This is a genomic window from Vibrio sp. 1641 (genome assembly GCF_033339995.1).
GTDB lineage: Bacteria > Pseudomonadota > Gammaproteobacteria > Enterobacterales > Vibrionaceae > Vibrio > Vibrio alginolyticus.
Map to the genome: position 1 here is coordinate 129,451 of NZ_JAWOVP010000003.1, position 22,014 is coordinate 151,464.

Sequence of the window (22,014 nt, forward strand, 5' to 3'; positions counted from 1 at the left end):
CACGCTTGCTTTGCTAAAAACAACACAACATAACAATTAAACTATTCGAATAAATATGAAAAACTTATCAAAGAGCTCTGTGTGGGGGCCTTTGCAGCCAATTGCTGCCTTTTCTTTGTTTTCGCTTCTATTTCTGTCTATCTCAAGAGTTTTGCTAGCTTTTTGGCAGATTGACCGTATTGACTCTCTAAACGACTTAATTTACATCCTAGGTCAAGGTTTGCGCGTAGATATTGCAACGCTTTGCTGGTTATTTATTCTTCCAGCACTGTTTTCAACCTTCATGCCATTAACCGGTAAGATGGGAGAGTGTTGGAAGCGAATATTACGCATATGGATGGTTTTAGGGCTTTGGGTGCTTGTATACATGGAGCTCGCAACAGCGCCATTCATTCAGGAATACGACCTACGTCCAAACCGCCTGTTTGTGGAATACTTAATCTACCCAAAAGAAGTCTTGAGTATGCTCTGGACTGGCTACAAATTAGAACTGTTTATTGGTGCGTTAGGTACAGTTTTAACCATCACTTTAGGTTGGAAGTGGAGTAAGAAACTGACCGATAAGGCGCAGCAGGTCAACTGGAAATGGCGACCACTATTGGCACTTTTCGTTGTTCTTTTTGGGGTTGCAGGTGCTCGCTCATCTTTAGGGCACCGCCCGCTAAATCCTGCTATGGTCGCCTTTTCTAACGATCCACTGCTTAACGACTTAGCACTGAACTCATCTTACTCATTGTTGTTTGCGGTTAATAGCATGAAGTCAGAAAAGAGCGCGGAGCAGTTCTACGGAAAAATGGACACTCAAAAGATGTTGGAATTAGTTCGCACTTCATCAACAAAGTCCGACTTCACCCCTTCATTACTCCCAACCATGAACAGTAACCCCGCGACTTACCAAGGTAAACATAAAAACTTAGTGATTTTGCTACAAGAAAGCTTAGGCGCCCAATTTGTCGGTGCTTTGGGTGGTTTGCCTCTAACACCAAACCTTGATGAACTCATGAAGGAAGGTTGGCAGTTCACACAAATGTACGCCACTGGTACTCGTTCTGTTCGTGGAATTGAAGCCGTAACCACGGGCTTTCCTCCATCTCCATCTCGCGCGGTAGTGAAGCTGAGTAAAAGCCAAACGGGTTTCTTTACCATCGCGGACTTACTGAAAGATCAAGGCTATCACACGCAATTTATTTACGGCGGTGAAGCCAACTTTGACAACATGAAAACTTTCTTTTTTGGTAACGGTTTTGATCAAATAGTAGAAGAAGATGATTATTACAACCCAAGCTTTGTTGGCTCTTGGGGTGTTAGTGATGAAGATCTATATAACAAAGCAAACGAAGAGTTTGAACGCCTTTCAAAAAGCGACAAACCTTTCTTTAGCTTAGTTTTTACGTCAAGTAATCATAGCCCTTATGAGTATCCGAAAGGCAAAATTGAGCCATACGATTCAGAATATATGACGCGTAACAACGCCGTAAAATATTCCGATTACGCTTTGGGCACTTTCTTTGAAAAGGCGAAAAAGTCATCTTATTGGGATGATACCATTTTCATTGTAATTGCAGATCATGATGCGCGTGTTTCTGGCGCTAACCTTGTTCCGGTTAAGCACTTTCACATTCCAGCATTGATCCTTGGTAAAGGCATTCAACCACGTAAAGATGACCGCATAGCAAACAACATAGACATGCCGCCTACACTGTTATCTCTGATTGGGGTAGATGCTAAAACACCGATGATTGGTCGTGATTTAACGAAGCCACTGGCTCGCGAAGATGAACGCGCAATGATGCAATACGACAAAAACTTTGGTTATTTAACGCGCGACAATCTCGTTGTGCTTTCCCCTGGTGAAAAGGTATCGACCCTGACGTACGACTTTAAAGACCAAACCATGAAGCCGCTAGAGGTGGACGAGTCTATTATAGAGCGTGCAAAAGCAAACGCATTATTTGCATCTAAAGCGTATCAAAACAACTGGTATTCTTCCAAACACACTCATTAATACCAATGATTCCGCTGATAAAAAGGAGCTAAACGGCTCCTTTTTCTTATTCTGTCACTCACCTCGGGAATGTTCTACTGACAACTCCTGTCGTTCCTTTACGTTAGATTGCCCCTACTATTTCTAATTGATTAAGGAACAAACCATGCTGACTATCAATTCATTCGTTCTCTACGTTGAGGACATCCACATAAGCCAAGTTTTTTATTCGAAACTGTTCGAACGCAAAGTCACGCAGTTGTCTCCAACCTTTGCCGCTATTCCAATGACCGAAGGCTTAACGTTGACACTCAAGCAAAGAGATAATCTTTCACCCCACAGCGGAATTAGAGGTGGTGGCACCGAGCTGTCTTTATCAGTGCCCAACAGGCATACGTTAGAGCGCATTTACAAGCGCTGGAAAGACCTAGGTGTTGAGTTTGTTCAACCACCAGCGACATCAGTGTATGGGTTAAATTTTATGGCTATCGATCCAGATAAGCATCGCATTCGTGTTTTCATAAATGAATAAAAATGCGTTAAAAATGCTTTTTACCCATTCCCAATGTGACTTCAATAAATTAGACTCAAGGAAACATTAAAAGCGGCGTAGTAATAAGAAGGAATGCCCATGATCTCAAGTATGATCCTTAGCGAATCCCTAATCGAGAGCGGAAGAGATATCCCCCTCAAAGAACTGCTTTATGCAAAGCGCGTGCTGGATAACTACATGGCAGTAGCCAAAGAAAGTAGCCCGCTTGAGCTATTAACTGAGATGAAATCGGCAGCAAAGCAAGTAGAATACTTTACAACGACGAGTAACCCGTGTGAGGCTCGTAATGTCATCAGTCAGATGATTGATAAAATCGACACCGCGGAATCTTTTGCTTCGTTCAAAGCATTAGCAGGTAAGCCATCTCAAGCACTCAATGAACTAATTGAAGATCGAGCTCAGCTGATTAAACACGAACGAGAGCTCCTGCTCGCCTCAGGCTATGACGCCTCACGAATCTAATATACGAGCAGCCTTAAAGTCATAGCTAACAACGAAAAAGGAGCTCTTAAAGAGCTCCTTTTGCTTTTCAAAAATCGGATACAAAAGACTTAAAGGCCGATATCTTCCGTTATTGCTTTGATTTGTTTGAGGTCCATTTTATAGACTTCAATCATTTGATCGACCTGACTTAGTCGTGAATTAGCTTCGTCATGTTTATCACACGCGTCCGACTTCACGTCCCAAGATTTGCCTTCTAAAAATACGTCACACTCTTTCTTGAGTTTCTCAATCTTAGGTAATAATTTCGACCGTTCTTTCTCGAGAGACTCTAATTCTTGCGAAATTTTTAGCTCTTTCTGGAATACTTCGCGGGACCGCTCAAACATAGTCGCTTGCATATCCGCTTGACGACTCAGCTTCTCATTTTCTGACTTCGTCGTGTTGATCTTATCTGCCTGCTGCTTCAATTGAGACTCTAGTGACAAGTTGACCTTCTCGACCTCAGTCAATTGCTTTTGCAACTTCTTAAGTGCTTTCTGGTGCGCTTCGTCTTTCGCGGCAAGTAACTCACTAACTTGGTTTTGTATCTCTTGGTCAAGCGCCTCTTCACGCACTTTTACTTGAGATGCCAACTGGGTTTTATCTTGCGTTAGTGCTTGATACTTTTCTTCTAATACGTGGTAAGTCGATTCCCACTTGTTCGCAGTGACAACCGCTCCAACAAGGCCACCAAATGCCAAGCCTAACACCGCAGCGATTGCGATATAGATATGCGTACGTTTGTCACGCTCTTCAATGACAACTACGTCGTCTTGCTCTTCCATTTTGTTCTGAGAACTCACCGTATACTACTCCAAGGACTCTTTTACTTTGCTAGCGGATCAATTCCGCAAACATAATTGATGCTGTATAAATCAGAAATGCGCCAATTAATGTTATAACGGTCGCTTTTTGGACTTTTTCATTGGTTCGATAACGAAACAGCACAAATGCTACTGCAATCAACACCGCAATGGCTAATAATCTGGTCATACCGCCTCCTTGTCCACTCATGAAAAACTGCCTAGGTCCGTAGACTGTTTCACAAAGGTTCATTGTAACCCATTTATACGTACCATAAGGTCAACTTAGCGTAGATTTTAAAATAAGTGCTCCGATTTTAATCAATTTTGTGTCCTTAATTGAATAACTTATGTCGTAACAATCGAAACACATTTATCGTTCTGAAGTGTTTTGGGGTTCCATTCCCTAACCCAATAAATTTTATTTATGCCGTGACTCGCACAAAAAGATTGGCAAACATACCTTCATGAAAATTGATGAGGTTATTTCATTAAAAATAAATTGACATAGGGTGTTGAAATAGACCAAAAACATGATAGAGTTCACACGTTAATGATGACCAGCATCATTAACTAACCTTTACTCATTTAATTGAGTAATTGTTCCGATGAAGACTGCAGGAGAGTGGTTATTAATCAAATTTTAACATTTGATTAGCATAACTCGCCGAAGAATTAACTATTTCAGGTGCTACCTAGGTAGCGGGGACTGTAGTTGGAGGAACCTCTGGAGAGAACCGTTAAATCGGTCGCCGAAGGAGCAAGTCTTGCACTCACGCAAGGTGAAACTCTCAGGCAAAAGGACAGAGGAGTGGAAAGTTACAACCTAACTATTTTGCTTGGCCTTCCCGCCTACAACCAATAGCTTAGTTCTTTTAGAGATCGTTGATCTCGTCCTTTCCCTCTTCTCCTTATTAGTTGTTTTATTAAGGGGAAATCATGAACAACCTACAATCTTTACTACAAACCATCGATAATTTTGTCTGGGGTCCACCGCTGCTTATTTTGCTAGTGGGTACAGGTGTTTACTTCACTTTTAGCCTTGGCTTGATCCAGTTTAAACACCTCCCAACAGCGCTAGCGATGGTATTCAGTAAAGATAAGTCATCTAATACTCAAGGTGACGTTTCTAGCTTTGCAGCTCTTTGTACTGCACTCTCAGCAACAATTGGTACTGGTAACATTGTTGGTGTTGCCACAGCAATCAAACTCGGTGGACCAGGCGCTCTATTCTGGATGTGGCTCGCTGCCCTTTTCGGAATGGCGACTAAATACGCCGAATGTTTGTTGGCGGTTAAGTACCGAAGAGTCGATGATAAAGGCCAAATGATTGGTGGCCCAATGTATTACTTGCAATACGGTGTTGGCTCAAAAGCTCTCGCGATCATGTTTGCAGTGTTTGCTTTGGGTGTTGCTTGTTTTGGTATCGGTACGTTTCCACAAGTAAACGCGATTCTGGATGCAAGTGAGATATCTCTTGGTGTTAACCGTGAGCTATCTGCCTTTGTACTAACTCTTTTGGTTGCTTTCGTAACTTTGGGTGGCATCAAATCCATTGCTAACGTTGCAGGAAAAGTGGTTCCTACCATGGCTGTATTTTATGTGTTGGCGTGTTTAAGCGTGATCATCATGAATGCAGACCAATTGTTCAATGCCGTCGAATTAGTGCTGGTTTCAGCCTTTACATCAACAGCAGCGACGGGTGGTTTTTTAGGTGCAAGCATCATGCTGGCAATCCAATCAGGTATCGCTCGCGGTGTGTTCTCAAATGAATCTGGTTTGGGTAGCGCGCCTATGGCAGCAGCAGCAGCGAAGACAGACTCTTGTGTTAAACAAGGCCTAATTTCAATGACGGGTACCTTTTTCGATACCATCATTATTTGTACCATGACAGGCCTTGCTCTAATCCTGACTGGTGCATGGCAAAGTGACTTTGCAGGTGCCGCGATGACGACTCATGCTTTTGCGGTGGGTTTAAATGCAGATACATTTGGTCCTATGCTCGTCTCAATCGGTTTGATGTTCTTCGCTTTTACCACCATTCTTGGTTGGAACTACTACGGTGAGCGTTGCGTTGTGTTCCTGTTCGGAACTAAAGCTGTGCTTCCATACAAACTGATTTTCGTCGGCTTGGTGGCATCTGGTGCATTCCTTCACCTCGATATGATTTGGCTACTGGCTGATATCGTAAACGGTCTGATGGCAATTCCTAACCTAATTGGTTTGATCGCACTGCGTCACGTCGTACTGGCAGAAACCAAACTGTTCTTTAGCTCAACATCGCAATCAGGTAAAGTTGAAGCAGTGAAAGCTTAGTGAAACGGCAGGTTTGCGGTCACAAACTGTCAGTCACAGAGAGCAAGACACATTAGAAATGGTAAAACACAAAGCCCGCTATTATTTAGCGGGCTTTATTTATCTTCGGTTAAATGGTTAATCTCTCAACCATTGATGCTCAACGTTTTCTCCACGTTCTTCAAAAAACTTCGCATTTTTTTGCTTGAATTGATCCGCTTTCAACTCTGATAGCGGCCAGTCTAAAAATGCTTCTGTTACAAACGAGTCGCCGACACCAACTTCAATCGATTCCAGATGTTTCCCGATGTAGCGATAAAAGTAGCCTTGCCCAAACGCATCGCACACCATAGGTACATGCCTGACACGTTGATGATTGACAGAGACCGAAGCCCAAGTCGTCGTTTTAGGTTCACAGGTTTGCTCTTTTACAACGTCGACCTCAAATTTATTGTCCATAGTTGTCGAAACAAAAACGACAATAGCGTCATGCAAATACACACGCCTGAGCAATAACTGTTTAGTGTCTTGAGTTCGCGTTTGTTGTATTCCATTAGCAAAAGGCTCGAAGTAGCCCCAGTGCCAAGACCAGATCATGCCGCGTTGCGCAAACTGTACTTGTGGCCACGTATGCCAAGCTACAGCGGCACCTATCCCCACAATAAATACAGCGAGTAGTATCAACAATCGATAAATATTACGCATTAAACGGGTTTTTCAATTAATAACTTCACACCAAGTGCGACTAATACTGCGCCCGTCGCGCCTTCCATCCACTTCATAAAGCTTGCATTCTTTAGTAGATTTTTAGCCGAGTTAAGCGCGCCAGCTAAACCACACTGCCAAACCATCGCAATAGCAAAGTGTACAGATGCCATCATCATTGATTGAAGCAAGGGTGAACCTTCTGGATTCACAAACTGTGGCAAGAAAGCCAAATAGAAGACCGCCGTTTTCGGGTTCAAGACGTTAGAAAGAAAGCCCTCTCTAAAAGAGCGCTTACCATTAAACACTTCGTGAATCTGCTCGGTCACGGTCAATCCATCTTTCGACGACATTAGCGCTTTTAAACTGCTCAAACCAAGCCAGATAAGATAAGCCGCGCCAATCATTTTTACGATTTGGAACAACTCTGCTGATTGCGCAAGAATCGCCGAGATACCAACCGCAGAAAAAAAAGCATGTACGAATAAGCCAAAGCAAATCCCTAGACTGGTTGTACATCCATCTTTTAGGCCCGAGCGGCTAGTGTTACGGATAACAAGTGCAGTATCTAAACCTGGCGTTAACGTTAAAATCGTAATGGCAATAATAAATGCCTCGAAATTCAAAATATCCATATTATCGTGATAATTAATTGTCAATCCTTCATCAATACCGCCAATCCACAAGATTCGCAAGCTTCTTTTTTAAGAGAGCTATACAACTGGGTGAGTTTATGGACAATGGGTTGGAGTTAATTATTAATAAATTAACGTAGGTTGCTTAGTGCAACACCATATGAAGGACCCGTTATCGGGTGTTTAGGGAAAGAACAAAAGAATAAGAGTAGTCACATGAACGCATTTACAAAACTCGTTGAACATTCCAAAAAAGTGGCAAATTTTGAGCATCTATCTGCCATCATAGATTGGGATCAAGCAGCGGTCATGCCACCTGGTGGCGCTGAAGCACGCTCGAATGCCACGGCAGAGCTCGATGTACATATCCATTCTTTAATGACTCAACCGCACTTGGGAGAGCTTTTCGCTCAGGCAGAAGAAGAGACGCTGTCTACAAAAGAAAAATCTATCCTAAGAGAAATGAAGCGTGGGTGGCAGCAAGCTAACTTACTACCAGAATCATTAGTTCAAGCTCAATCTCTTGCTGGCTCCAAATGTGAACATGCATGGCGTACGCAACGTGGAGAAAATGACTGGGCTGGTTTTGAAAAGAACTGGGCTGAAGTCGTAAAGCTATCGCAGGAAGAAGCGCAAATTAGAGCCGAAGCAAATGGCACGACTCCTTATGATGCCATGCTCGATGTTTATGAACCTGGCACAACGTCTGCGTCGTTAGACATTCTTTTTGCTGACGTGAAAACCTGGCTTCCTACTTTGATCGATGAAGCGCTTGAAAAACAACAATCAGACAACATCTTATTGCCAACTGCACACTACCCTGCGGAAAAGCAAAAAGCGCTCGGTTTGGAAGTCATGAAGCTACTTCAATTCGATTTTGAACACGGTCGACTTGATGAGAGTACCCACCCATTTTGTGGCGGTGTACCGACAGATGTGCGTATTACGACACGTTACAATGAAAACGAGTTTGTCCAATCATTGATGGGGATTGTCCACGAAACTGGCCATGCTCGATACGAACAAGGGCTACCAAAAGATTTATCAGGAACACCCGCGGGAGAAGCTCGCTCTATGGGTATTCATGAATCACAATCACTCTTCTTTGAAATGCAAATAGGACGAAGCAGCGCGTTTATCGATCACCTCGCTCGACTGGCTTCTAACCATTTTTCTGGTAGTGAATTCGAAAAAGACAATTTAGCCAAAATTTACACTCGCGTAGAAAAAGGCTTTATTCGCGTAGATGCTGACGAACTAACATATCCTGCTCACGTTATTCTTCGATATGAAATTGAGCGAGATCTCATGAATGGCGTCATCAAACATACAGATGTACCAGAACTCTGGAACGAAAAGATGAAAGCGTACTTGGGGCTGTCAACCGAAGGAAACTTCAAAAATGGCTGTATGCAAGATATCCATTGGACAGACGGAAGTTTTGGCTATTTCCCGTCCTACACGCTCGGTGCGATGTACGCTGCACAATTTATGGCAGCAATGAAACAAACCATCGATGTAGATGCGGTTATTCGTTCTGGCGACTTAGCTCCGATATTCAATTGGCTCTCGGAAAACATCTGGAGTAAAGGTAGCTTATTCACCACTAATGAGTTGGTAAAACAAGCCACGGGTGAAACACTGAATGCTAAACACTTTCAAGCTCACCTAAAAGATCGCTACTTATAAAGCGAAAAGAATAGAAAGTAAAAGCCCAAGGTTCGTATGTTCCTTGGGCTTTTTGTAGGCTCTCTATGTGTTATGCCAAGCTAGGGATGAGCCTAGGCTTGTACAAACAGTCCTCACCCTCTGGTCTAGTTTTAAACCGACGATGAAGCCACATATACTGGCTCGGACTTGCCATGATTGATGTTTCAACTATTTGATTCACGAATGCGGCGGCACGTTGATGATCCTCTTTCGGGAAACCTTCGACGGGCGCACTAATGGTTAGGGTATAGTGTCCGTCTTTTCCTCTTACCATCGTAAAAGGCACAATGGCGCAATCTGTAGAATCAACCAACAAACTTGTGCCTGTCGTAGTACAAGCATTTTTAACGGCAAATAACGGTGCAAATGTCGAGCGTCGGTTACCATAATCGTGGTCCGGTGCATACCAAACCCGCTCACCCGTTTTAAGTGCTTCAAGCATGGCTTTGACGTTTTTACGATCAATCAGTGTACGATTAGAGCGAGAGCGTCCCTTATACTGAAAATAATCAAAGCACGGATTATTGTTTGGGCGATAAACACCGGTTCCAGACTTTTTAATGCCAAAAGCTCGAGCACCTAACTCTAGATTCATTGAGTGTACGGCCAACATTAATGCACCTTTGCCTGACTTCTCTAAAGCCTCTAGATGCTCCATGCCTTTTATCGTGACGTGTTTGTTTACCCGTTTATCTGACCAAAACCATGCCATTGCGGTCTCAAAAAGTGCGATGCCAGTATTGTCGATGTTGTCTTTTAGAATTGCTTCGCGTTGGCATTCTTCCATATGAGGGAAGCAAAGCTCAAGATTGCGTCTGATCGTAACTTGACGTTTTCTCATGAGTCGCATAGCTAAACGACCAATGTTGCGTCCCAAAGCTAGTTGAACTTTAAAAGGAAGGAGGCTAAGTAAGTACATCACGCTAATGATAATTAACGTTCCCCAGTAACGAGGCAAAAGAAATTCGGCCTTGAATGCAGGCTTTTTGTATTTGTTCATGTAAGTATTGTCAGATGTGCCCATCTATAAGTGATAAAAACAATGATAATGGACTGCACTTTTATCATTGATAACGCTAATAACATAAATTAAAGCGCGCGGATTCTATGGTTCTTCGACACACTACACAATAAGAACTTTGCAGAAATATGTAGGGAATGAAAAAGCAGTAAAGATGAGTCGCCACGTTAACATCTATCGGAGTGATTTATCTACTGCCCTTTCCTAAAGTTTGAAGAAACATAACTTTGTATTTTCAATGCGCTAAATAATGCCTGTTTTTCAATCACATAATGCGACCGTGATGAATGCAACAATAAGACATCATATCAATACTCGCCATTAGCGATTGAATTTGCACTAAAAAGCCGCAGCAATTTCTCGCTGCGGCTTCTTATTCACTTAACAAGTAGAGTGGCGTTATTCGTACCCTACTGTTTTGGATAATAAATTTACGATCAACACACCAGCGATGATAAACCCAATACCAACTAGGGCTGGTAAGTCTAGACGCTGTCCGTAAACAAAGTAACCAACCGTCGCAACCAAAACGATCCCAGCACCACTCCATATGGCATAAACAACCCCGACAGGCATTGTTTGCACTGTGACGGAAAGCAAGAAGAAAGCGATGCCGTAACCAATCAAAACGACTGTGCTCGGCATTACTTTCGTAAATTGCTCTGTTTTGGGAATATAAGAAGTGGCAATCACTTCACATACAATCGCTATCGACAGCGCCAACATTGGTGGCATAGAGACAAGCATTTTGAACATAAGGCATTAACGCTCAACAGAAATGTAACCGACAACATGTCCGGATAATTAGGCCGCGCATTATACCCAACTCATCTCACGATGGAATACCACTAATGATGTTTACACACCATCACTTTCGCTTACTTTTTGATGACCAGGTGAAAGGCTGACGTTTTGGTGCTGACGAGAAATTTCAAAGTAGATATGCATATCAATCGGCTCAGGTGTATTGAGTAGCATCTTACCTACTTCACGTTGGAAATGACCATAATTACCTAGCTCATCCGTTAGTTCTAGGAGCTCGTAAGAGGCTTCATCGGCAAACATTCCATACGCATACTGATAATGACTGATATCCTTGCTCTTATCATAACCCAGCTTTTGAAGAGCTTGATCAATCTCTTCCGGCGTATAAATGTCTTTATCACCAAACGAATGCAGTAGCACGCAAGGAACTTCTTGAGCGATGCTCTGAATCTTTGTCTTTCTCTTGAAAATACCGAACATAATGTCCTCCACTGACGATGTTTCCAAATATGCACATTAATGCAAAATGGTGAGCTGATTGTTTTTAGTATGGCTCATTAATTTGAGACTTCCTTACTACGAAGTCACCTTCACATATTAACGTGATCGCATAATTACCAGCAAATAGTACACACTGCGTTTCAAACCTATCTCATCAGAAACTCTGCTTTAGTCACAATTGTGTGACAACCCCGAGTACGGTTTACCATAATGTAAAGAGTAGATTGAAAAGTCGGATTTCGTATCGACATCTAAACTTAATTAAGTTAGCTTTAGAAGTATAGACGTCTAGATTGACTATACTTAGGGAGAGAAAGTCGTGCCAATTAGAATTCCAGATCAATTACCAGCTACCGATGTATTAAGGACAGAAAACATCTTCGTGATGAGTGAAACGCGTGCAGCGAGTCAGGAAATACGTCCTTTAAGAGTGCTGATCCTTAATCTGATGCCAAAAAAAATAGAGACTGAAACTCAGTTTCTGCGTCTACTCTCAAACAGCCCACTACAGGTTAACGTCGAATTACTGCGCATTGATAACCGCCCGAGTAAAAATACGCCAACTGAACATTTAGACACGTTTTATCGCCAATTTGAAATGGTGCGAGATAAAAACTTCGATGGCATGATCATTACTGGGGCTCCATTAGGTTTGGTACAATTTGAAGATGTCATTTATTGGGATCATCTCAAAACCATCATGGAGTGGGCAAAAGATCATGTGACATCCACTCTTTATGTTTGCTGGGCTGCGCAAGCAGGACTAAAGCTACTCTACGATCTACCTAAAAAAACGCGTAAAGAAAAACTTTCAGGCGTGTATCATCACCAAATCCATCATCAATTTCACCCTATCTTACGTGGATTTGATGACACGTTTTTGGCTCCTCACTCGCGTTACGCAGATTTTTCGCCTCACTTTCTAGAAGAGCATACTGACTTAGACATTTTAGCGACATCGGATGTCGCAGGTGTGTACTTGGCCACCACAAAAGACAAACGCAATGTCTTTGTCACAGGACACCCTGAGTATGATTCTCACACCTTACATAATGAATATATCCGAGATTTAAGCGAAGGTATGGAGCCCGCTATTCCTGTCAACTATTACCCAAACAACAACCCAGATAACCCACCAATTGCAAGCTGGAGAAGCCATGGACACCTTCTCTTTTTAAACTGGCTGAACTACTGTGTTTATCAGCAAACACCGTACGACCTCGAGCACTTCAGTGAAGATGCTTTCACTAAAGACGATTAGCTTCAAAATAAGCAAACAAAGCACTCATCATTACCGAAATGTAATATGTGAACCAAGCCGCCATATGGCGGCTTTTTCATAACAGTTTGCAAACCTGATCGCATAGTGTTTTTTCCTCAATAGGTTTTTGCTAAGTAATTCATATCATGCAGAAAGATTCAGGGATGTAGGGATAAAGAATGAAAACAGCAAAGCTCGGTGCACTAATATTATTGTCTCAGTTTGCACTCGTGGGTTGCGTGACGGTGAAAGAAGATGGAAGCCCTGTCGTTAAAGCCGATCCTGTGGCAATGGCAGAATCACGTATCGCACTTGGCTTAGGTTATTTAGACGGCGGTAACATGATTCGCGCGCATGATAACTTACAACAAGCCTTAAACCACGCACCTCAATACTATCGCGCGCAATTATCTATGGCTCACTACTACGAAACGGTTGGTGAAGATATTAAAGCCGAACAGATGTATAAACGCTCTCTACGCCAACACACTAAAAACGGAAATGTGCTCAATAACTACGGTACTTTTCTTTGCAAGCGAGGTGACTTCGAAAAAGCCGATCAGATGTTTAATCGAGCCATTGAGCAGCCTTATTACTACCTTATTCCAGCGAGCTATGAGAATGCAGCTTTTTGTGCGCTAAAATCACAAGATAAAGACAAAGCGAGATACTACTTTACTAGAGCTATCGATCATGACCCCCATAGACCAAAATCGATTTTGCAACTCGCTAAAATAGAAATTGATAGCGGTGATTATACTGAAGCTAGAATTCGATTAATGAGATTCAATCAAATGTATGGCGTGAAGAAGCCCTCTTTGCAACTCATGATTCAACTTGAACGTGCAGCAGGCAATGAAGCTCTCCAGAAAAAGTATCAAAAACAATTGGAGAATTTTTCTTAGTACAAAATAGCGATACAGATGGCGCATTAGCTCACAGCCAATACTGCGCTTGACCAAGAATCCGGTGAATTCAGACTCACGGTGATACATTCATCCTGTACATAAACGTCAAATTCGGTACTATTTGAACGGAATAAGTGACCAAGTCACATTATAAAAAGTGCGCACACAACGAAATTTGTACATCATACTGTTTTTAAGATTGATTTCGGCACATTGATAAATACTAAATATTACTGACATGCACCAGAAGGAAGTTGAAGCCGGATGAAACCTGCCTGCACTCTGTTATTACTCACTTTGCTGAGTTCACCTTTTGTCGTCAGTGCACAAGAAAATATTGAGAAAACATTCACATTTGGCATTGTGTCCAATAAAGCCCAAAGCAAAATCAAAAAAGCGACGCCCCTTACTCAGTATGTAACTGAAAATATGGCTGAATATGGTTACGCAAAAGGGGCGGTAAAGGTATTTAAAAATTATCGTCAGCTCGCGGTTGCGCTTGAAAATGGCACCGTTCAAATTGCAACGGCGACCCCCTTTAATGCGATGACCTTAGAAAAGGAGTCTAATAGCCAAGTTCTTGCTATACGATGGAAAAAAGGCCTGCAAAAATATCATACGGTGTTCTTTACTAATAAAGAGAGTGGCATTGAGTCACTTTCTGACCTGCGCGGAAAAACGCTTGTTTTCGAAAAGCGTACGTCTACCAGCAGCTATTACCTACCTGCGATTACATTGCTGAATCACGGAGAAAAACTGCAATACCTTCCCTCTCCTGATGACAAACCGGCCAAAGACAGTATTGGTTATTTATTCCTTGATGAGCAACTCGCTCAGTCAAATGAAATCAACCTATCTGTATGGGTATATAAACAGAGAGTTGCAGCAGGAGCATTCAGTAACTTCAACTGGAACAATCCCAAAGATTTGCCAGAGAACATGAAAGACAAACTAGCGATTTTTTCTCGTTCTGTTGAAATACCCAGGGATTTGATTCTCGCTTCTCCAAGCATGAGCCTAGAGCAACAGCGTAAAATCACGTCCATACTGCTTGATATGGATACAACTCACGAAGGCTCTCTCGCACTTAAAAAGTTTCAGAACACCAAAAAATTCAGCGCGCTTACTCCAGAAATGCGAGCCTCCTTAAGTACAGTGCGCAAGTCAGTTCACTTGTTACCGAAGGTGGATTGATGTTTCAAAAGCTCTCACTCGAAACCAAATATATTTGCTCGACAATATTCGTTGTCTTGTTTGTTGTGGTGATAAATCTTGCGTTATACATGCACGGTTACGATGCGTATTCAAATAGCTTAACTCAACAAATCACGAACAACTCTCAAGAAAAAACAGAATCTTACGTTAAGCAAAAAGGGTTGGTTTATGCAGAGCTATTATCAAAACAGCTTTTTGATCCACTCTATACAGACAATATCAGTCAAGCGTATGAGCAAATTAAGGCAACATTGAGCCAGCCAGATGTCTCGAAAATACATGTTGTTGACAATGAAGGGCTAATCTTTCACGACGGCACTACTCAGCTAAGGATGTTTGCCCAACCTCATTACCGCTCTCCTTTTATTTTGAAAGCAATAGAAGAATCCAGAACTCTCGTTTCCTTTTCCAAGCATCAGTTGGAGATCGCAGCGCCGATTCAGCAATCAAATATTACTCTTGGGGCGGTATATCTTGAGCTTAACTTGATACATCTACTGGAAGAGAAAGAACAGAACATTGAACAAGTCCAAGCGATTACCTCAAACGATAAACAGAAGATGTTTAACTTGCTGCTAACGATCAGTGGGATATCCGTTCTATTCGGTAGCATCATCGCTTATGCTTTGGGGCGGTCGTTAACTAAGCCACTCAAGCAACTAAAAGATCAATTTTCAGAGTCAAATACCCAAGCGCTGCCAGTCACCGACATACAAAGCAAAGATGAAGTGGGAGAACTTATTTCGGCGTACAACAAAATGTCAAACAAAGTGAACCGATACACCAGCCGAGTTGAGTTCATGGCGTACCACGATATTCTGACTTCCCTGCCAAACCGAGAAAAGTTACTCATTGATATTCAAACGCAAATAACTGACCACAAATCCCCCTCACTCGCGGTTGTGTTTATTGACTTGGATGACTTTAAGCACATTAACGATAACTATGGACATAACATTGGGGATAAATTGCTAGGCCATCTTGCCTCAGAGCTTCAAGGCCGTTTGCCGAGTTATTTTAAGCCGCTTTACCGCCTTTCTACCATCGTAAGTCGAGTAGGTGCGGATGAATTTGTACTGGCCTTTCCGTGCTCGGACAATCATGAAGCTAGAGAAAAAGCGAACGATATTCATCGCCAACTACTCTCTCCCTTTAGTTTGGAAGAGAACGATATTCAAATTACGGCAAGCCTCGGAATTGCTGTGTATCCAGAATTTGGTTCAAACGCTGAGTCTCTTTTACAGCTTTCCTCTCTTGCGGCGCAGGAATCTAAAAGACGCGGTAAAGACATTATGACGATATACGATTCCACGTTTGATGAAACGATTAAACAACGTTTATACATAGAACGAGAACTGCGTCGTTCAGTACGTGACTTGTCTCAATTCGAGCTGTGGTATCAACCACAATTTGATCTAAAAACCTATCGCCTAATTGGGGTCGAAGCATTGGTTAGGTGGAATCATCCCGAGAAAGGTTATATCAGTCCAGAATCGTTTATCCCGATCGCAGAACAAAGTGATTTAATATTGGAGCTTGGAGAACATATCATTGAGACGGCAGTTGCTCAGCGGGCAATTTGGGCAGAACATTTCGGTACTGATTTTCACATCGCATTAAACTTGTCCCCAAGACAAATCTATCGCCAAGATTTAAGTCAATTATTTTCTAAGTATTTACGACGACATGATGTCGCCCCTCAAACCATTCATGTTGAAGTGACAGAGTCACTTTTTATTGATGATACAGAGAAAGCTCAATATGTGCTTAAAAAACTACAAAGTATCGGAGTGGAAGTTTGGCTAGATGACTTTGGTACGGGGTATTCAGCCCTTGCCTACCTACAACATATGGCTTTTGACGGGCTCAAGATTGATCGTTCATTTATCGCTCAAATCCGAAAAAGCGATCAAGACGATTCATTAGTTCGCGCGATTGTATCCATGGCTCACAACCTAAGAATGAAAGTAGTAGCCGAAGGCGTAGAAACTCAAACTCAACTCACACGAATGGAGTCTCTCCACTGTGACGTCGTACAAGGCTTTTTCTTAGGTAGGCCTGTACCTGCCGAGGAATTGATTGCATTTGAATACCAACGAGGGAGTGGCGCTCAAAGCGTCAATCACTTTGCTTAGAACGCCGTTTTGTTAACTATTGCCGCTTAGCGCGTTAGTACTCGTAATGCAATATCGGTCACACTTCCCCCACCTCATTAATATGAATTTTCTCTTAAAATCTAACATCTGAGATAAATAAACTACACTTTTCATATCAACTTCTTGGATATGGAAATGCGCGTGGTAGGAATCTTTTCTTGGAACAACCTGTCGGTAAAACAAAAGCTATTTGGGTTGGTTTTGCTGCCAATTTTATTGTTGCTTGTCCTCGCGGGTAAACATGTACAAAGCCTTTCTATCCAGGCTCAGGAACTACAAAAAGCACAGTTATTCTCTGTCTACATCGACCGCGTATCTTCGCTTTATCACCTACCGAATAACCCTGATGTAATAGATAAGCAACTAAAAACTCAGCAGATATCTCAATTGTTACGCGACACCGCTGCACCAGTATTCGGTGAAAACGCTGAGATACTAAACCAGTTGACAAGCTTTGAGGAAGCAACCCTCTCGATGCTCTCTTCGCAAAATCAAGAAGAAAAGTTAGATGCGGCAGAGTGGCGCGCTGATACGTTCAAAGAAATCCTCATGAGCTTAGACAAAGTCTATTTTAGAAATGTGAGTTATGAAACAAACACTCACCTTTCTTCTTTGATGCAACTTGAATGGTTGATGTTTTGGTCCACTGAAGAGCATAGATTAAGCGAATATTTGATTCGATCTTCAGAGGAAAATAACGAGTATGACCTCACAACACAGGCTTCTATCCAATCTTTAATCCAGAACCAACAACTATTTCTAGAGCGTTTTGTGACGCTAAATGCCAATCAACAACAAGTAGATCTGCTCATTGAGACGTTTACGGGTGAAGTCTTTATCAAAAGCCAAGAGTTTCGTGCTTATTTATTGCAACCAGCTCAACTCAAATCATTAACCCCGGATGAGATTGATGCGGGGTTATCTGCACTCAACAAACGCTTATCGTTATTACAAAGTGTTGACGACAAAATGGAACAACAGCTGAGTGATGATATATCAAAGACAATCAACACGACGACACAGCACCGCTTTACCTTTATCGCAATGATGAGCCTTTTAACGCTGTTGGTCGTAAGTTTAACGCTAAGATTGGTGCGAAAAGTTACTGGAAACTTGAATCTAGTCCTCAAATTTCTCAGTAACGAAAGCAATGAACAAAGTAACACTGAAAATTCACCTCTTGCTCAACTAATAAAGGGTAAAGACGAGCTGAGTAAGTTTGCTCGAGAGGTAAAAAAGCTTAGTGATGAGCGGATGTTGTCCAGACTAAAGCTCACACAAGCTAAAGAAGATGCAGAACAAGCAAAAGATGATGCAATTAAGGCGAGTAAAGCCAAAAGTAGCTTTTTGGCCAACATGTCCCACGAGATCCGCACGCCGCTAAATGGCGTTATTGGCATCTCTGAAGTGTTATCCGATACTTCCCTGACTGCCACACAACGCGATTACGTCGACACGATTGAAACCTCCTCCCAACTGCTTTTGAGTTTAATTAATGACGTTCTAGACTTCTCAAAAATTGAATCTGGGATGTTGCTCATTAGCCCACATTCAACTTGTGTTCGAGAGTCTATCTATGACATTGCTTCTATCATTTCACCGAAAGCAAAGGAAAAAGGCATCGATGTGCAAGTCAACATTAGCCGTAACACGCCTTACCACGTAATGTTGGATGACCATCGTATACGCCAAGTTGTCATGAACTTCATGTCTAACGCGGTAAAATTTACCGAACAAGGCAGTGTAGAGCTATCGGTCATCACCCGCGAAATTAAAAATGGTGAAGCGGTCATCGAGTTTTCCGTTAAAGATTCTGGAATTGGTATTGATGCCCAGCAGCAAAAGAAAATATTTGCTCCATTTGCCCAAGAGGATAACTCTACTACCCGACAATTTGGGGGAACTGGACTTGGGCTTGCCATTAGCACGCAATTAGTTGAGCTAATGGGTGGAGAAATTCAACTTGAATCCGAGAAAGGTAAAGGCAGTCGCTTCTTCTTTGAACTAACTGCTCCTGTTGTGACGCAAGAGTTTAACGCTTATCACGCTCTGAATCACAACGATATATGGATTGTATGCAGCAGTACTCAACTAGAACAAAAACTGCGTAACGAGTTAAGTTTTTTCAACATCAATATAACGCAGTCAGTAGATACCTTAAGTGCGTTGCCAACGTGGATTGATAACGAGCGCGTTATCGTTATTCATGTAGAAGCATCACCAAATGCAGCGGCGATGCATATCGATGAGATAGAAAGCCTTTGTAAACGAAACATTCGTGTCTGCCTCATCAAGCACCTTCATAGCCCACAATTCGACTTTAGAAACAGTATCAGCGCCTTGGTCACTCAGCCACTACTAGGGCAGCGCTTAATTAAAGCACTTGAAAGTTGTGCGGCAAATTTCTCGCACGCACAACAAGAGAGCACTTCAGCGCAACATGTTAAATCTCTGCCGAAAATTTTGGTCGTTGATGACAATACGGTCAATCAAAAAATCGCGGGGCTACACGTCACAAAAGCTGGCTTCGAATTTGATGTCGCTGTAAACGGACAAGAAGCGGTTGAGAAATTTCAACAGAATCAATACAGCCTAATTTTAATGGACTGCATGATGCCCGTAATGGATGGATTTGAAGCCACCCAAATAATTCGTCAAATAGAAGTAAAAGAAAAACGCGCTTTCAGAATTCCGATTATTGCTCTAACGGCAAGTGTGGTCGATGACGATATACAAAAATGCTTTGACGTTGGAATGGATGACTATGTGCCCAAACCATTTAAAGCAGGGTTGCTTAAAGAGAAGTTAGATAAGGCAATTGGGTTACGTGTTTCCAACACGACGCCTGCTGAACCACACCAAGAGAACACCACCCCCGATAAAACTCATGAACTACCTGCAAGTTCTGAGCAACCAGAAGCAACGGTAACGCCTATTCGCTCCGAACGCATCTTGCTTGTCGAAGATAATAGAGTGAACCAGAAAGTGGCTTCTCTATTGCTATCTAAAGCAGGCTATCAATTCGAAGTCGCAGAAAACGGACAAATTGCAGTCGAAATGTTCCAAAAAGATGGAAAGTTTGATGTTATTTTGATGGATTGCATGATGCCCATAATGGATGGGTTTGAAGCTTCTAGGCAAATTAGAGCTTATGAAGCGAGTAAAGGATTAGCTAAGACGCCCATTATCGCATTAACAGCAAGCGTCGTTGATGATGATATTCAACGCTGCTTTGATTCAGGAATGGATGCCTACGTACCAAAGCCTGTGCGCAAAGAAAAACTGTTGTATCAAATTGAACAAGCAATGTAGGTGGATTCTATGAGTAGAAATCATTCTCGCGTTGCTTTTCCTTTGCGTTACATAAAACGCTATCTGTTTATTCTGATTGCCCTTCTTTCATTAAATTGCCAAGCTCTCGCTGCGGAGAGCTACGCCGTTTTCTCATTTAATGACGAATTCTCTCCGCTCACTGTCAATAAAGCGCGAAAGTTGTACAGAGGGAAGACGCAACTTTTACAAGGCCAGCGAATTGAACTCTCTGACTGGCCTGCGACATCAACAGAAAGAGCTGAGTTCTATCGTTATCTTCTCAACAAAAATTTAGCGCAAATGAACGCGCATTGGGCAAGCTTGTCTTTTTCAGGTAAAGCTAGACCGCCAAAAGTGATTGCACGCTCCAGCATTGATGACCTCATAGCATGGATGCAAGAGAAGCCGAATAGAATTGGTTATGCCCCAACATCGAGCGTCCCTAGTAATGCTCATGTTTTATGTGTGGTTAGCTCGGAGAATTGATATGAAAAAATATTTAACCATGTTATCGCTGAGTATCGCGACCTTTCCGAGCTCAGCCACGATTGAACTAACAGAACAACTTTCTTTAAGTGGTTTTGGCTCTACTTCGTGGGTAAAATCCGATAACCCAACTACGTTACTAGTTAACCGCTTTATTGGCGATGAATCTTGTTTCGATTGCGATACCACTTTCGGCATGCAGCTCGATTATTTTCACAAGGCATTTCGGGCATCCGCACAAGTCGTAAAGCGCCCGCAAGACCATTGGAGCTCGCCTCAGCTCGAGTGGGCGTATTTGGCTTATACCTATCAAAACATAGAAATACGAGGAGGACGCTTAAGACTGCCACTGTTTTTGATGTCTGAGTACAACTATGTCGGCCACGCTTTTACCCAAGCCCGCCCACCGAATGAGGTATATGACAGCATTCTAGGTATCACGGCTTATAACGGCCTATCTGCACGCTGGATTCATGACCTCAATGAGCAAGTCGTACTTACCGCCATGCCGTTTGTCGGGTTTAAAGACAATAGTGACGTAACCATCAATGAACGTACTGAATTGGAAATTGAGTCAAACAATACTGCAGGGATGAACTTAACGCTAAGCGGAGAGAGCTATCGTTGGAATTTTTCCTACCTCCACGGCGATTATGATCAAACAACGACGCTCTCTAACATTGAGCAGTCCACTCCCGGTGGCGGAACCACAATCATTGACCGTCTAGTTGAAACAGAAAAAAACAACACGATCGATCTGTTTTCTCTAGGGTTAAGATACGAGCTCGATAACATTGTGATTATGGCAGAAGGACAGACCAGCAATCTTTCCTCATCTTGGTACGCGACAACAAGTTATAATGTAAACAAGCTGACTCCTTATATTGTTTACGGTCAGCAGTTTAATAGTCGGGATAAAAAAAGTGGAGACAGTTTCTTACTCGGGTTGAGATACGACCTAGATTACAACGTTTCCCTGAACGCAGAATGGCAAAGGTTCAACGCCTACAATAATAGCTCTGGCGCGTTTTCATCAGCCCCAAAGGATGACAGTGCGAGCCTTTATACGCTAATGCTCAACTTCGTTTTTTAATGTTTCTTACAGTACCAATTTCCACAACACTGGGGGCTGTTGTATTAAGAAGGCTTTTTGCAACACGTAACTAGACGCTAAACGACTGGAAGGGATAGAATCGATCAGATAGGTAAGTGGCAATCCAA

The 22,014-nt window shown here is 42.4% G+C and carries 19 protein-coding genes and 1 riboswitch; of the genes, 12 read left to right on the plus strand and 7 right to left on the minus strand.

Annotated elements, in window-relative coordinates:
• Positions 1–55 precede the first annotated feature (55 nt).
• From R7Z47_RS08415 to R7Z47_RS08425, 3 genes are all read left to right on the plus strand, one after another.
• Positions 56–2,005, plus strand: coding sequence for an LTA synthase family protein (locus tag R7Z47_RS08415; protein WP_318129970.1), 1,950 nt, complete (start codon positions 56–58; stop codon positions 2,003–2,005).
• A gap of 145 nt (positions 2,006–2,150) precedes the next feature.
• A complete protein-coding gene (locus R7Z47_RS08420; protein WP_017820936.1) occupies positions 2,151–2,516 on the plus strand; it encodes a VOC family protein in 366 nt (121 codons plus the stop codon).
• A gap of 99 nt (positions 2,517–2,615) precedes the next feature.
• Positions 2,616–2,999: a hypothetical protein gene (locus tag R7Z47_RS08425; RefSeq protein WP_213967973.1), complete on the plus strand. Its 384-nt coding sequence runs from the start codon at positions 2,616–2,618 to the stop codon at positions 2,997–2,999.
• Positions 3,000–3,088: 89 nt separating this feature from the next.
• Here the strand turns inward: R7Z47_RS08425 and R7Z47_RS08430 are convergent, their stop codons facing one another.
• Entirely contained in the window at positions 3,089–3,823 is a 735-nt protein-coding gene (locus tag R7Z47_RS08430) for a chromosome partitioning protein ParA (RefSeq protein WP_031780983.1), read from the minus strand.
• Between the two features lie 31 nt (positions 3,824–3,854).
• Positions 3,855–4,013, minus strand: a complete 159-nt coding sequence (locus R7Z47_RS08435) for a hypothetical protein (RefSeq protein ID WP_005377784.1) — start codon at positions 4,011–4,013, stop codon at positions 3,855–3,857.
• Positions 4,014–4,540: 527 nt separating this feature from the next.
• Positions 4,541–4,640: riboswitch (glycine riboswitch) on the plus strand.
• Between the two features lie 122 nt (positions 4,641–4,762).
• On the opposite strand from R7Z47_RS08435, the gene R7Z47_RS08440 reads away from it, so the two are divergent.
• Entirely contained in the window at positions 4,763–6,139 is a 1,377-nt protein-coding gene (locus R7Z47_RS08440) for an alanine/glycine:cation symporter family protein (protein ID WP_104975278.1), read from the plus strand.
• 117 nt (positions 6,140–6,256) lie between these two features.
• On the opposite strand, the gene R7Z47_RS08445 is transcribed toward R7Z47_RS08440, so the two are convergent.
• Both R7Z47_RS08445 and R7Z47_RS08450 read right to left on the minus strand, forming a co-directional pair.
• Complete coding sequence (locus R7Z47_RS08445; protein ID WP_005385713.1) at positions 6,257–6,823, minus strand: hypothetical protein; 567 nt, start codon at positions 6,821–6,823, stop codon at positions 6,257–6,259.
• Positions 6,823–7,458, minus strand: coding sequence for a LysE family translocator (locus tag R7Z47_RS08450; protein ID WP_017820932.1), 636 nt, complete (start codon positions 7,456–7,458; stop codon positions 6,823–6,825). Before R7Z47_RS08450 ends, R7Z47_RS08445 begins: the two co-directional genes overlap by 1 nt.
• Before the next feature lie 216 nt (positions 7,459–7,674).
• Here R7Z47_RS08450 and R7Z47_RS08455 point away from each other — a divergent pair, with 216 nt between their 5' ends.
• On the plus strand, positions 7,675–9,147 hold the full coding sequence (locus R7Z47_RS08455; protein WP_137281936.1) for a carboxypeptidase M32: 1,473 nt from the start codon (positions 7,675–7,677) through the stop codon (positions 9,145–9,147).
• A 70-nt stretch (positions 9,148–9,217) separates the two neighbouring features.
• Here the strand turns inward: R7Z47_RS08455 and R7Z47_RS08460 are convergent, their stop codons facing one another.
• The 3 genes from R7Z47_RS08460 to R7Z47_RS08470 all read right to left on the minus strand — a co-directional run bounded on the left by R7Z47_RS08460 (position 9,218) and on the right by R7Z47_RS08470 (position 11,434).
• A complete protein-coding gene (locus tag R7Z47_RS08460; protein WP_064369089.1) occupies positions 9,218–10,168 on the minus strand; it encodes an LpxL/LpxP family Kdo(2)-lipid IV(A) lauroyl/palmitoleoyl acyltransferase in 951 nt (316 codons plus the stop codon).
• A 420-nt stretch (positions 10,169–10,588) separates the two neighbouring features.
• Positions 10,589–10,924 (minus strand): DMT family transporter, encoded by a 336-nt coding sequence (locus R7Z47_RS08465; protein ID WP_169644527.1) that lies wholly within the window; start codon positions 10,922–10,924, stop codon positions 10,589–10,591.
• A 123-nt stretch (positions 10,925–11,047) separates the two neighbouring features.
• Positions 11,048–11,434, minus strand: a complete 387-nt coding sequence (locus R7Z47_RS08470) for a DUF6559 family protein (RefSeq protein WP_005377791.1) — start codon at positions 11,432–11,434, stop codon at positions 11,048–11,050.
• 340 nt (positions 11,435–11,774) lie between these two features.
• Between R7Z47_RS08470 and metA the strand changes: the two genes are divergently transcribed.
• The 7 genes from metA (at position 11,775) to R7Z47_RS08505 (ending at position 21,886) form a co-directional block, all read left to right on the plus strand.
• Positions 11,775–12,716: a homoserine O-acetyltransferase MetA gene (gene metA, locus R7Z47_RS08475; protein ID WP_158159640.1), complete on the plus strand. Its 942-nt coding sequence runs from the start codon at positions 11,775–11,777 to the stop codon at positions 12,714–12,716.
• A gap of 179 nt (positions 12,717–12,895) precedes the next feature.
• On the plus strand, positions 12,896–13,621 hold the full coding sequence (gene pilW, locus R7Z47_RS08480; RefSeq protein ID WP_151514736.1) for a type IV pilus biogenesis/stability protein PilW: 726 nt from the start codon (positions 12,896–12,898) through the stop codon (positions 13,619–13,621).
• Positions 13,622–13,888: 267 nt separating this feature from the next.
• Entirely contained in the window at positions 13,889–14,818 is a 930-nt protein-coding gene (locus R7Z47_RS08485; protein ID WP_005385723.1) for a phosphate/phosphite/phosphonate ABC transporter substrate-binding protein, read from the plus strand.
• Positions 14,818–16,974 carry a GGDEF domain-containing phosphodiesterase gene (locus R7Z47_RS08490; protein WP_167415172.1) on the plus strand — a complete coding sequence of 719 codons (2,157 nt, stop codon included), beginning with the start codon at positions 14,818–14,820 and terminating at the stop codon, positions 16,972–16,974. The genes R7Z47_RS08485 and R7Z47_RS08490 overlap by 1 nt, the downstream gene beginning before the upstream one ends.
• A 156-nt stretch (positions 16,975–17,130) precedes the next feature.
• Positions 17,131–20,307 carry a response regulator gene (locus tag R7Z47_RS08495; RefSeq protein WP_222712218.1) on the plus strand — a complete coding sequence of 1,059 codons (3,177 nt, stop codon included), beginning with the start codon at positions 17,131–17,133 and terminating at the stop codon, positions 20,305–20,307.
• Positions 20,308–20,316: 9 nt separating this feature from the next.
• Complete coding sequence (locus tag R7Z47_RS08500) at positions 20,317–20,793, plus strand: hypothetical protein (RefSeq protein WP_017633987.1); 477 nt, start codon at positions 20,317–20,319, stop codon at positions 20,791–20,793.
• A 1-nt stretch (position 20,794) separates the two neighbouring features.
• Entirely contained in the window at positions 20,795–21,886 is a 1,092-nt protein-coding gene (locus R7Z47_RS08505; RefSeq protein ID WP_213876487.1) for a sulfate ABC transporter permease, read from the plus strand.
• Positions 21,887–22,014 lie beyond the last annotated feature (128 nt).